We start from the raw sequence: 12,344 nt of genomic DNA on the forward strand, positions 1-12,344 counted from the left end.
ACTTTGTAATACAAAATGATGCCAAGTTACCATGTGTTGCATAATGCCAAACCCACTTTAACGAATCATTCCATCGTTATTTTTTCCCAGAGGTTAGCTGGGCTAATTGAGAATCGTGCCATTTTCTCAGTAGGCCTAACGCCAATATGGCACCCATGAGCGCGTACAGCATATCGGACTGCGTATCCCAGACATAGCCTTGCGTGCCTAAGAAAGCCTCAGCGGCTTCTTCGGAAGTGAGCGCAACCCACCACTCCAATATTTCATAGAAAGCACTTAATGCTAGGCAGAATGTAATGATGAAAAAGTTCTGCCAAACCGTACCCTTTATAATTTGTTTACGCAAAATCAGCTCTCGAGCGATCATCGCCGGTACAAATCCTTGCGCCAAATGTCCCAACTTATCGTAATTGTTGCGCGACCAATTAAACAGCTCGCTTAGCCAATCAAAAAGCGGCACCTCGGCATAGGTGTAGTGTCCACCGACCATTAGGATGATGCTATGCACTAAAATCAAAAAATAGAGTAATGGGGTCAACTGAAAACGACGATAGGTCCAAGCTAAAATTATCAGACCGACCAGCGCTGGGAAAACCTCTAAAAACCAGGTAAGTTGATCTTTAGGGTGTATTCCAGACCAAATGAAGACCAAACCAAATATAAGTATCCAACCAATTTTGATAACAACCTCCTTAACCTTTATTGTTAAAGATTTGAACAATGTAGGAACTAAACGATGGAAAGCGCGATTAAGGCACTTCTATCCATTGTACAAAACAAATATACAATCTGCGAAAAATAAATTGACCAAGCCTGGTTATGCCTAGAATGTCAAAATTCAGACACTTAACAATAAAAACGCCCAGGTTTAAATCTGAGCGTTTTTGTTTTACGGATTGAAAACAGACGATAGAGGTCACGTTGTTTAAATATAGATTTTTCTAATGCATAACCGGTAACTGCGCGGTAATTGCTTGATAATATGAGCTTGAATCCAATGGCTGAGCCCAGATTAAGCCCTGCCCTACCAAACATCCCATATTATGCAACAGAGCTGCTTGTGTTTGGTTTTCGATACCGGAGGCAATGACACACACATCTAACGTTTTCGCCATTTGAATGACCGCTTTTATCCATTTCTGACCACTGGTCGTTTCTAGAGCATCTTGCAGCCAAACACGATCGAGCTTGATCTCTTGTACATTCAGGTTCATCAACTGCGCAAGATCCAGTGGGATCTTACCAACTTCTGTCAAAGTAATCTGGTAGCCAGCTTCACTCAATGCGTGTAGGGTATTTTGTAAATCGGCTTCGGTAATCGCTTGTAATGAAAATTCTAACTGCACTTGCGATGCTTTGACATTGAAAGATGCTAAACGATGGTTCATGAATTCAACCATGTTTTCGGTTTTCCAGACATTCTCCAGTACCGGAATTGAAATCACCAACTCATCATTCATCTGCTGCCACTGCTGGAGATAAAATAAGCCGCTATCAATTAACCATGTCCCGACTGAACTCCCACACCCGCTCTGGTCAAGCTTATCCATCCAGCCTGGTAGATAAGGATTTTCAACTAATTCACTATGCCAAAGCGCACTGACACTTGCGCCGACAATTTGATGGCTTACTAAATCAATTTGCGGCTCAAAGCACACCTCTATCTCACCTGCGCTAATCGCGGCTTTTAGAGAAACAGCTAAATCAATCTCTTTAAGCTTCTGCTCTGCTTGTTCAGCAACATCAGAGTAGAAACGATAAGTACTACGCCCACTGGCTTTTGAAGCGTAAAGTGCTTTATCAGAGTTCTCAACTAAATCCGCACAACTTTTTGCATCTTCAGGATAACGGGCCACACCGATACTGGTTGAAATCGCTACATCACTTTTATCAATCCAATAAGGACGACTGACTTCAAAAATAATACGCTTACAGATATTTTCAGTCATGTCACGATCAGACAGACCTGCTAATAAAATGACAAACTCATCCCCCCCCAAGCGACTAACGAGGTCACCTTCACGAACGGCCGAGATTAAACGAGCACTGACATTTCTCAACAATTCATCACCGGCATGGTGCCCTAAGGTATCATTGACGTTCTTAAAACCGTCTAAATCTAAAAACAATAACGTAAATTCAGTGTCGCTGTCTCTGGACTTTATGACTAGCTGCTCAAGCGTGCTGTGAAAATAAGAGCGATTTGGTAAATGGGTTAAGGCATCGTAATTCGCTTGACGGAATAGCTCACGGGTGCGCATCACTACCTGAGCTTCCACCATCTCAGCAATTGCTTGCGGAATATCACCCGTATCAGAGAAACGGTCTTGCAACACTCGGAGTATTTTTTTAACACCGAACCCAGCGGCCAGAGGTGATCTGTCAACCATCTTCTGAGTTCTAGAACGATCCGTTTGCAAAAAACGTTGTACTTCAGATGAAGTATCATTTTTTGTCATTGGCTTTTCAACAGTGTCTCTAAACTCTACCATAGTGCTAACCTTTTACCTTACTAAAGGGCTTAACAGGATGAAGGTCATTAATGTCTGAAATGTCGTTATAATATTTGACCATTTCAAAGAGTCTTCAGTTAAGCCCGGTTCATTAATGTCTTTGCAAACACAAATGACTCAAGTTCTTATTTAAGTGGCCGATAAACTGACTCCTTAAATTTCTTAACAAGCTATTAGCAAAGGATATGCCATGTCTAACATCGGTACCCCATTTTCATCTACTGCCGTCCGAGTATTGCTCTGTGGAGCCGGAGAGTTAGGCAAGGAAGTCGCCATTGAACTGCAACGTTTAGGTGTAGAGGTCATTGCCGCAGATCGTTATGCAAATGCCCCAGCCATGCAAGTTGCAGACCGCAGTCATGTCGTTGACATGTTGGATGGTGCCGCCCTAAGAAAAGTTATTGAGTTAGAAAAACCGCATATGGTCGTGCCAGAAATTGAGGCAATTGCCACCGACACCTTAGCGGAACTCGAAAACGAGGGTGTCAAAATAATACCGACGGCACGTGCCACGCAATTGACCATGAATCGTGAAGGTATCCGCCGTCTCGCCGCTGAAGCGTTGGGCATTCCAACCTCGCCTTATGAATTTGTGGACACCAAAGCAGATTTTGAAGCCGCTATTGGGCGCATCGGCATGCCTTGCGTCGTTAAGCCAATTATGAGTTCGTCTGGTAAAGGTCAGAGTGTCATTAAAACCGCCGCCGATATAAACCAGGCCTGGTCATATGCGCAAGAAGGCGGACGCGCTGGTAAAGGACGCGTCATCATTGAAGGCTTTGTTGAGTTTGATTATGAGATTACCTTATTAACCGTTCGTCACGAACAAGGTATTAGTTTTTGTGAGCCCATTGGCCATCACCAAGAGGATGGCGATTACCGCCAATCATGGCAACCACAGGTAATGAGTGCTGCCGCGATAACAACCTCGCAGGAGATCGCCCGTAAAGTCACCGATAATTTATGCGGCGAAACTGGACGAGGTCTATTTGGCGTTGAGTTATTCATTAAAGGCGACAACGTTTACTTTAGTGAAGTCTCGCCTCGACCTCATGATACCGGCTTGGTGACCTTAATGTCACAAGATCTCTCTGAATTTGCTTTACATGCCCGAGCCATCCTAGGCTTGCCAATTCCAAATATTAGACAACACGGTCCAACTGCCTCAAGCGTTATTTTGCCGACCGGCAAATCTCGCCAAACGGAGTTCTCCAATCTAACTGAAGCACTCTCTTTGCCAGACACGCAAATTCGCTTGTTTGGTAAACCGGAAATTGACGGTCGTCGCCGCATGGGGGTTGCCATTGCAAAAGCGGATACCATTGAAGAAGCTATAAACAAAGCCAATCAAGTTGCAGCTGCCGTAAAAGTGACATTTTAAGAAAACAATCTAATAATCACTGTTTATTAATTGACATCAAATGCTCGCAATGACTTTTAAATGGACCTAATCTGGTCCATTTAAAAGCCACATCTATTCTATTGACTTCAATTAACCACAAACTAAATATCCACGTAACGCCTTGTTTTTAAAAAGTTCATTATCAACAAAACCACAAAACTCCGCCTTAAACCCACACTTCTTTTATAAAATTTGGCACGCCTTATGCTCTACGACTATCAAAGGAAAAACTTTAATCTTTTATGAACCAACGTCAATATTTATATAGGTTCAAAACGTTAAAGCTCGCTAAACACACTGAACGGCCCAACAGCCAAAAGCATAAGGAAACCAGACATGACTTTAAACAATACAACATCAGCAGAAGCAAAGGCTCCGATTCTTCAAGAATACAAAAGAAATCAAGAGTCTGAAAAACACCTTAAAGAGAACCCGCGTAAAACCATCCTACTCTTATTACAGGGTGCCGTAGACAAGGGTAATATGGCGAAAGTATGTCACCAAAGCCATGCTTTAGTAGAGAAGGGATTTCACCTGGGACGTATGACAACTATTTTGGATGCGTTACGTGACCGCTTATCAATGACAAAAGAGACTCCCCTGGCATTTGATTTAGAGGAACTTTACCGTTATGCAGACCAAAGCATTCAAGAAGCCGTTTTTGAAAAAGATGCCTTCTATCTCGACAGTGCTATTGAAATCCTAACGGAACTTCGCGATGCTTGGATGGAAATGATGCAGCAAACAGGACAGTTACACGATAATCAGTAATGTCCGCGAAAGGTTTAATATGGATGTGTAAGTCCATATCAATCACCCCCAAAAAAGCCGAGATCACTCTCGGCTTTTTTGTGCTCAACATCTCTTTCTTTACCAAAAAATAAATATTCAGCGCATTCTAACGGAAATGGGCACTGCCTAATAATGTCACATTGTGCAGAAATTGACGATTTTCTGGATCCCATGTCACTGGAGTTGACAACCCAATATCGACACTGGACAAGCTTTCCAAAGCCTTGATTAAGTCCAATTTTCGATGCGTCGGACACTTATCAAGCCCCTTTAACAACACCAACGTGTTTAAATAAGATTCAAAACTGATGCTATTACGGTATTTGGACGTACTTTCCGTTAAAAACGGTTTAATGTGTTTACGATATTGTGTTGCGGCCGATGACTTATCTTGATAATCGTCGATGGGTGCAGTCACAAAGACATTTTGACAATTCTTAACATAACGCTTTAATGAACCCAATCCAATCAATGAAATCGAATAAAAATTGACTGGCTTCAAGCTCACATCGTTAATGATGTCGGCGAATGATTTTGTACCACCCACAAAAACGACATGCATGGCATTAGATTGGTTAATCGATTCAATCAAAAATTTTTGACTGCGATGTTCAGAACCATAACTAAGGTGCTCGCTCCGTATCAATTTGTCAAAGACTACCGCACTGCGTTTACCAAATGCATTACCTGGGTACACAAATAAAATTTTGCCACGCTTCTGAATCAGATGCTCGGCAATGCTCGCCAACTCATCTTCATAACTTGGACGGACATTAAAGAAGTTGCTCCACTTTGCATCTCGCAATAAATTACTCCCCGAAAAGGGTCCAATCACGGCTATTTTCATGGCTAATGCACTTTGAACAAACCATTTCATATTACCCAGTGTGAATACCCCTCCCAAACAGGCGATGCTACGAGGTGAAATCTTCTTTTTAGCTAACTCCATATAATGGTTAATATCCGACTGATCATCAAACACTTCTAATTTAATACTGACACCAGAGGCGATTTTGTTGTCGTGATACTCTTTAAGTGCCGCATTAATACCATATAACTTACTATGACCTATAAAATTAAAGCCGCCCGTTAGCGGCAGGATTGAGCTGATAATAATTTGATTGTGTAATGTGTCATCATCATTATTGGATAAATCCTGAATTAAGGGAGTGGTGACTTGCAAACCTTCCAGCGAGGCATCGTTATCTTGACTACTGAACGTCGTATCAAGATCCAGACCCACACGTGCTGCTTTCAAAAAATCCAATAGACCCGGTTTTGAGAGAGGCTTACTGTACCAATAACCTTGAATAAGATCACAACCTTGGCCTATCAACCAATCCAGTACATCCTGATTCTCCACACCTTGAGCAACCACATCCAAACCTAAGTGATGTGCTAATTCCATGGTATGTTTTACCAAAACATGCGACTTATCTTTCTCACCAATACTCTGGATAAACTCTCTGTGAATCTTGAGCTCAGTGGCCGGAAAGTACTTAAGGTTATCAAGTGAAGTACTGCCCTTGCCAAAATCATCAATTGAGATTTTAAAGCCTTTTAAGCGAATTCTTGCCAGCACATCCAAAGAGACACTTAAGTTCTGTAGTAAAATATCTTCAGTCACTTCGATAATGACGAAATTAGGGTTTATTTTATGCTCTGCAAAAATGGTTTCTAAGACATCAGGGAAGAAGAGATCATCTAAATCACGCGTTGATATATTAATGGAAATGGTCAGGCCATTATATTGCGCAGACAAGTCTGCATAATCTTGAGCGGCGATAATAGCCACTGCCAAGGTCAACTCATGAATTAATCCTAAACGTTCAACCTCATCAATAAACTGATCTGGATAGATTAAATTGTTCTGGTTATCGCGAATACGGCATAAAGCTTCCAAACCAACAACGCGATTCATCTTGACGTCCAATTGCGGTTGATAATGAACCTCTACCCTGTCCTCATCAAACGCTTTACGAATATCATCTGAACTCATTTGTCTTTGAGCGACAGGCTTATTTACCCACTGACTCTTCGCCTGTTCAACTCCGCTTATCAATGCCTCAATCGCCTTCTCTTTAAAAGGCTTAGAGAGGGGCGACATGGTATTGAGTTCATGTGCTTCGGCAAGTTCATGCGCGGTATTTAACACGGCCTTATCGCAACCACTCATTAACACCAAAGCAGCGCTTACTTTTTTCTCAGATAAAATACGCATCACCTGAATGCCATCTAAAAATGGCAAGCATAACTCTAAAAATATGAGGTCAAAAACCGTTGTTAATAAAGGTTCAACTTGTCTAGAATCGCTCTCTATCGTCACGTGATGACCTAAGCGGACTGCCACTTCTTGCAAATGGTCCGTTATGTCCGTATCAACATCTATTATCAAAATCTTTAATGGCATACTTTAAATTCTCTTTTCATTCCGTTAGGCTAAAAACACCTAGTATCTAGCGTATTAAAAAGACTTTAAACTGAAATAAACGGCACAGGTATTTTCAGCTTAAACCTACATCAAGCGGGTAAGTGTAGGTTAAGTAGGCCTCCAGACGAGTATACCTTTTCATAAAATGATTTCATGCATTTAACCTCATCCAAATTAAACATGTATACATTAACTTAGCTTATATCAACAGGTGCATTTTGAAGATTTAAATTCAAAAAACCTGGTTTTAGTCCAAGACGATCAAATTAAAAAATTTCGTTTTAATCTAAAACAAAACCACTATCTAATTGATTTGTTACTATTTTATTAATCATGAACAAATCATGACTTATTTAGCACTCTCCTATAAAGAGTGCTAAAATAAGCTCATTGAAATAAAACATTATTGGAGTATTTTATAATGCAGGCCATCAACGCACAATTAGATACAATCATTAGTTTGCCGAGTTTAGCAGTTTCATCGCATGAGTTAGCACCAGGTCAAAACCTAGAGAGCTACTTGCAGACGGTTAAGAACATTCAAAAATTGACCGCTGAAGAAGAGCATGTGCTGGCTGAAAAACTTTATTATCAAGAAGATGTCGACGCGGCACGCCAATTAATTCTTTCTTCATTACGTTATGTCGTTCCCGTTGCTCGTACTTTCAAAGGCTATGGTTTGCCATTAGGCGACATTATTCAGGAAGGTAACATCGGTTTAATGAAAGCCGTTAAACGTTTTAATCCGGAAGAAAACGTCCGCTTAATGACATTTGCTGTGCATTGGATTCGGGCTGAAATTAATGAGTATGTCATTAAAAACTGGCGTATTGTTAAAACAGCAACCACTAAAGCGCAACGAAAGCTGTTTTTTAAACTACGAAGTTCTAAAAAATCGCTAGAGTGGTTTAGCGACATCGATGCAGATACCGTTGCTGAAGAACTTGGGGTGACGCGTAAAGATGTTCTCGAGATGGAAATGCGCTTGTATGGCAAAGATTTGCCAGTGGACATGTCTTCGGATGATGACAATGAAAATACAACTTTTCCAATTTTAATCAGCCAAGAAGCAGACCCAGAAACAGCATTAGTTCAACAAAACCAGGCTGAATATGAGTTAGAGCGTATGCAAAATGCCTTAGCAACCTTAGATGCACGTAGCCGAGACATTCTACAAAAACGATGGCTAACAGATGAGAAGGTAGGACTTAAAGCTCTGTCACAAGAGTATGGCGTTTCGATGGAACGTATTCGCCAAGTTGAGCAACAAGCATTGAAAAAATTACAAAGCCAATTAATAGCATAAATTACGCTTGTAAAATGAAGACGCAACTAGCCTGCTTCGAATACTGAGTATTCAGCAGGCTTTTTTAATGCCTGTGATTACTCACTGAGTGCTAACTCGTGGGTAGACACATGAAAGGCCGGATAAAATAGATCCTTCCTGCATAGCCATTTCAATCGAGATTAAAAAGTTTTAAGAGTCGTATCGACGACTCAGTTTATTAAAACGAATCATATTCGATAACTCTTTAACATACTCATGTTTTCTTTGAGAATATTTCTCTAAGCCAACAACTAACTCTAAACCTGTCGCACGTTGTTTTTGCTGTCTTTTTTTATAACGTATTTCTCTTAATTGAGCATAAGCGGGATGAGAATTCAGGTTATGAATATAGCTTTTCACAGAAATAAAAGCGGAATCAAATTTGCGCACCTCATGCCCCTTACCAGTACCGCGTTGATTTGGCACCAGACCACACCCTTTCGTAAAACACCACTGTCCATAAAAGTTTGAGGCCTTTCTTGCAAAACGTGATGTGCCCCAAGCCGACTCATTAGCCGCTTGTGCCAAAGCAAGAGAAGGTGGAATAATATCTACTTTTTTAAGCAACGCTCTTTTGACTTCAAGCAATGGCTTGCCTTTGTGACTGACACGGTACTTCTCTGCTATTTCAATCAATCGAGACTGTTGTTTGCTTAGTTGATTTGCAGAAAGAGCTTGTAAAAAACCTCGCGTTTTTTTGATTTCAGCATTCGATTTTTTGATATAAGGCAGCATGAATTCAAAGAAGGCAATTTTTTTCTTTTTCACATCTTTATAGTGGCTAAAATCCGGAACTTTCATTCCGGCAACGACCATAGAAGGCAACGGCAATATGCTCGCCATTAGGCAAACAAAAATTATATTTTTCATAACATGTCTCTTTTTAATGAACATCATCTTAGATGTAGTTAAAGTGACCGTACGCCACAAAATAGACTCATGATTATAACACGGAACTTTAAGGCCTATTTTAGGCAGAGGTTCTCCGATGCGGCAAGACTCCACGGCTAGTTTTTTTTGATGCCGAAAAACCCAACGATTGAAGAATATCAATGTGAATAGTTGCTCATTTTTACTCGCTTTTCCAAAGTAAATTTATCAAAAAAATACTGAAAATAAGCTAAAAACATAGCATTTACATGACTCTACAAATGCTCTTTTTTGACCATATTAAGCTTCAGTCGTCGGTAAGGATTTGATGTACAAATCATGCTTGCTATAAGGTATTTCAACGCCTTCTATTGCAAAACGTTTGTAAATGCTAGAGTTTAAGCTATCCCTCACCCGTCCCCTAATTTCAGGATCATCAATCCAGACCAGTAATTCTAACTCTAGACCAGAAGCCCCAAAGCTACGGAAGCGGACTCTTGGCTCAGGATCATCACAAATTTGCGATTCCTTAACCGCTTCGTCCATTAAAAGCGCTTTCACCTGATCAATATCCGAGCCATAGGCCACACTGACTGCAATCCGCGTTCTCGACTTAATATGCCGCCCAGAAGATTCATTGACGATTTTACCGTTAGCAATAATGGCATTAGGAATATTAATTTCAAGATCATCTCGCGTTAAGATACGAGTCGAACGCAAGCCAATATGCGTGACCTTGCCACGTTCTCCGGAATCGATCACGATATAGTCATTAATTTTATAGGGCGAATCCGCCAAGATAAACACGCCTGAAAGTAAGTTTGCAATCGAATCCTTGGCGGCAAAACCAATCGCAATACCAATGATACCCGCCGATGCTAACCATGCGGTCATATCGATATTCCAGGTAATAAAGAGTAGATACAATATGACAAGAATAATCAGTACAGCTGAAACGTTGTCTAACAACGGCAGGGTTTGCGGACGGATCAATGAACCTTCAATATACTGTTGGCTGAGATTTTTAAGACTGTATTGAGAAGCTCTATATAAAAATTGTCCCCAAACAATGATATTAATCGTTGTAACCAGACCTGGTAGGCTGTGTTCTAAGGTGTTAGGCAAGTCCCAAGATCCTAAAACGGTATTCACTCCGATTAAAATAATGGTGGCACTGATTGGAAATCGAATCGTATTTAAACTAAATGCCAGTGCGACCCTTCTTCTTTTATGGGCCCAAACCAACGGAATCCACTTGATTGAATAATTTACGATCACCGCAATCATTAAAGCCAAACTTAAGGTCGTGAAAGCAGCAATCATTGGGTTATCTGAGTAAAAGAGCGCTTCTAACTGAAAAGAATCTATCATCGGATAAATTCCTATTTGGTGACGGGATGAATCAGTAAAACGGAGTCTTGCAATTGATCATTAGGAATCACCATTTTGCCAGCCTCAGTTTCAATCACGACACTGTCGGCATTAAAAGCGAGTACTTTCCCTGTTGTGCCTGCAAACGTAATAGTTTGATTAATGTTAATCTGATCTTTTAGATAATAACCCGCCAACAGTTTTTGTACTTGGTGTCGACTTCCCAGTCCAGCGGATAGGGTAATGGCCACCGCAAAAGCACCGAAACTAATTAATACCACCATCTGTATTAAGTAGGTATCAATCGACAATTGCTCTATTGCCGTTAAAACAATGACCACTGCAAACAGACCGTAGACAAAGTTTGCAATGAGACGGCTCACCGAAGGAATGATATGCATAAGCGCAGATTTTGTCGCGATGCGAGCAAAGTGAGCAATTAAAAACCCGACCACAAGAATAACAATTGCGGCCATTACGCTGGGGATATATAAAGCAATTCTGGTCAACGCTTCACTAAACCCCGTTAAGCCAATGTAGTCTGCCGTAGTTATAAAGCTGAAAAATAGAATCAGCCAAAAGAAGAGCATGGCAACGAGCATCGATGGTGTTTGTTTGATTGAGATCGCTTTCAGCTTGCCACTTAACCCTATACGATCTGCGGCACAATCTAGCTTCAATTTCTTTAAAATTTTGAAGGTTAATTTTTTAACAACAAAAGCGACCACCAGTCCTATCAGCAACATACTCAATGCAACCATCAGGTCGGGTGCAACATTATAAAACCCTTCCACAAAACCATCCCAAGTAAATCTTAATTTGTCTTTCACGTGATTAATTTCCATTTTTAGGATCCTTATCTGGCTTCACTACAGTTGATAATATATTGATGAATACGCCTGGTAAAACCGTAAGATAGAGGCTAACGAGGGCTTGTAAAGTAACCAACCAGCGAACGCCTTGCATAATTCCTTGCTGACGTGATTCACTTGTTTTGTGGAGTTCGTTTTCTAAACTTAACAGCGACGTTAACTTGGCGTCTTGAGCCTTGGATGAGTTTGTCATTTACAAAATGCCTGATAATATGTTTTAAAGGATTCTATCGAGCGATACAGTCGCATTTTTGCCGCACTCAACTTAATGTTTAATATCTCAGCGATTTCTTGTATCGATAACTCGGCATTAAAACGCATAGACATTATAGCCCGCTCTTGTTGTTCTTGCTGTTCAAGGCAGTATTGAATACAATCCGCTTCGTCAGCACAATCAGGCTGAACCGATACCTGTAAATCATCTAACCAATCATCTAAAGATTCGTAATTGAGGCCTTTTTTCTTGTACTGAGTATGGCAATGATTCAAAGCAATACGGTATAACCAGGTAGAAAATTGTGCCTCTCCTCTAAACGTTTTTATCTGTTGAAAAATTTTTAGAAAAGTTTCTTGAGATACATCTCTTGCAAGGCTATCATCCCCAAGATATCGGTAACAGAGGGCATAAACCTTCTGTTCATGTCGTTTTACCAGGCTTTCAAATGCCATTGTCGTGTGTGGATGCCCTTTTTGGACTTGTTTAACTAACTCAAGGTCCGTTACTGTTTTGTCTATCATTTAAACCTTTTAGAGTGTACTTTTAATA

The 12,344-nt window shown here is 40.7% G+C and carries 11 protein-coding genes; 3 read left to right on the forward strand and 8 right to left on the reverse strand.

The annotated features are described in order from the left end of the window. Positions 1 to 76: 76 nt before the first annotated feature. Together F612_RS0109195 and F612_RS0109200 are read right to left on the reverse strand one after the other, a co-directional pair. The gene (locus tag F612_RS0109195) at positions 77 to 652 is read right to left on the reverse strand and encodes a DUF2238 domain-containing protein (protein WP_245539535.1); all 576 of its coding nucleotides are present in this window, start codon (positions 650 to 652) and stop codon (positions 77 to 79) included. Between the two features lie 289 nt (positions 653 to 941). Further along, positions 942 to 2,492 carry a putative bifunctional diguanylate cyclase/phosphodiesterase gene (locus F612_RS0109200; protein WP_019557475.1) on the reverse strand — a complete coding sequence of 517 codons (1,551 nt, stop codon included), beginning with the start codon at positions 2,490 to 2,492 and terminating at the stop codon, positions 942 to 944. 211 nt (positions 2,493 to 2,703) lie between these two features. On the opposite strand from F612_RS0109200, the gene purT reads away from it, so the two are divergent. After that, complete coding sequence (gene purT / locus F612_RS0109205; RefSeq protein WP_019557476.1) at positions 2,704 to 3,894, forward strand: formate-dependent phosphoribosylglycinamide formyltransferase; 1,191 nt, start codon at positions 2,704 to 2,706, stop codon at positions 3,892 to 3,894. Between the two features lie 357 nt (positions 3,895 to 4,251). Next, on the forward strand, positions 4,252 to 4,686 hold the full coding sequence (locus tag F612_RS0109210) for a flagellar export chaperone FliS (protein ID WP_019557477.1): 435 nt from the start codon (positions 4,252 to 4,254) through the stop codon (positions 4,684 to 4,686). Between the two features lie 127 nt (positions 4,687 to 4,813). Here F612_RS0109210 and F612_RS0109215 read toward each other — a convergent pair whose 3' ends face one another. Continuing rightward, positions 4,814 to 7,117 carry an EAL domain-containing protein gene (locus F612_RS0109215; RefSeq protein ID WP_019557478.1) on the reverse strand — a complete coding sequence of 768 codons (2,304 nt, stop codon included), beginning with the start codon at positions 7,115 to 7,117 and terminating at the stop codon, positions 4,814 to 4,816. A 442-nt stretch (positions 7,118 to 7,559) separates the two neighbouring features. Between F612_RS0109215 and rpoH the strand changes: the two genes are divergently transcribed. Beyond that, on the forward strand, positions 7,560 to 8,444 hold the full coding sequence (gene rpoH, locus F612_RS0109220) for an RNA polymerase sigma factor RpoH (RefSeq protein WP_019557479.1): 885 nt from the start codon (positions 7,560 to 7,562) through the stop codon (positions 8,442 to 8,444). Between the two features lie 171 nt (positions 8,445 to 8,615). Here the strand turns inward: rpoH and F612_RS0109225 are convergent, their stop codons facing one another. From F612_RS0109225 to F612_RS0109245, 5 genes are all read right to left on the reverse strand, one after another. Continuing rightward, the gene (locus tag F612_RS0109225) at positions 8,616 to 9,335 is read right to left on the reverse strand and encodes a glucosaminidase domain-containing protein (RefSeq protein ID WP_019557480.1); all 720 of its coding nucleotides are present in this window, start codon (positions 9,333 to 9,335) and stop codon (positions 8,616 to 8,618) included. 300 nt (positions 9,336 to 9,635) lie between these two features. Next, complete coding sequence (locus F612_RS0109230; RefSeq protein ID WP_019557481.1) at positions 9,636 to 10,706, reverse strand: mechanosensitive ion channel family protein; 1,071 nt, start codon at positions 10,704 to 10,706, stop codon at positions 9,636 to 9,638. 11 nt (positions 10,707 to 10,717) lie between these two features. Beyond that, positions 10,718 to 11,551, reverse strand: coding sequence for a mechanosensitive ion channel family protein (locus F612_RS0109235; protein WP_019557482.1), 834 nt, complete (start codon positions 11,549 to 11,551; stop codon positions 10,718 to 10,720). Next, positions 11,541 to 11,771, reverse strand: coding sequence for a hypothetical protein (locus F612_RS0109240; RefSeq protein WP_019557483.1), 231 nt, complete (start codon positions 11,769 to 11,771; stop codon positions 11,541 to 11,543). Before F612_RS0109240 ends, F612_RS0109235 begins: the two co-directional genes overlap by 11 nt. Then, positions 11,768 to 12,316, reverse strand: coding sequence for an RNA polymerase sigma factor (locus F612_RS0109245; RefSeq protein WP_019557484.1), 549 nt, complete (start codon positions 12,314 to 12,316; stop codon positions 11,768 to 11,770). The genes F612_RS0109240 and F612_RS0109245 overlap by 4 nt, the downstream gene beginning before the upstream one ends. Positions 12,317 to 12,344 lie beyond the last annotated feature (28 nt).

Source organism: Thiomicrorhabdus arctica DSM 13458 (genome assembly GCF_000381085.1).
Taxonomy (GTDB): Bacteria; Pseudomonadota; Gammaproteobacteria; order Thiomicrospirales; family Thiomicrospiraceae; genus Thiomicrorhabdus; species Thiomicrorhabdus arctica.

Excerpts from the sequence above, each read along its gene's own strand:
- F612_RS0109200 (WP_019557475.1), bottom strand. The coding sequence starts at position 2,492 with ATGGTAGAGTTTAGAGACACTGTTGAAAAGCCAATGACAAAAAATGAT.
- F612_RS0109245 (WP_019557484.1), bottom strand. The coding sequence starts at position 12,316 with ATGATAGACAAAACAGTAACGGACCTTGAGTTAGTTAAACAAGTCCAA.
- F612_RS0109210 (WP_019557477.1), top strand. The coding sequence starts at position 4,252 with ATGACTTTAAACAATACAACATCAGCAGAAGCAAAGGCTCCGATTCTT.
- F612_RS0109230 (WP_019557481.1), bottom strand. The coding sequence starts at position 10,706 with ATGATAGATTCTTTTCAGTTAGAAGCGCTCTTTTACTCAGATAACCCA.
- F612_RS0109235 (WP_019557482.1), bottom strand. The coding sequence starts at position 11,551 with ATGGAAATTAATCACGTGAAAGACAAATTAAGATTTACTTGGGATGGT.
- F612_RS0109225 (WP_019557480.1), bottom strand. The coding sequence starts at position 9,335 with ATGAAAAATATAATTTTTGTTTGCCTAATGGCGAGCATATTGCCGTTG.
- F612_RS0109240 (WP_019557483.1), bottom strand. The coding sequence starts at position 11,771 with ATGACAAACTCATCCAAGGCTCAAGACGCCAAGTTAACGTCGCTGTTA.
- F612_RS0109215 (WP_019557478.1), bottom strand. The coding sequence starts at position 7,117 with ATGCCATTAAAGATTTTGATAATAGATGTTGATACGGACATAACGGAC.
- rpoH (WP_019557479.1), top strand. The coding sequence starts at position 7,560 with ATGCAGGCCATCAACGCACAATTAGATACAATCATTAGTTTGCCGAGT.
- purT (WP_019557476.1), top strand. The coding sequence starts at position 2,704 with ATGTCTAACATCGGTACCCCATTTTCATCTACTGCCGTCCGAGTATTG.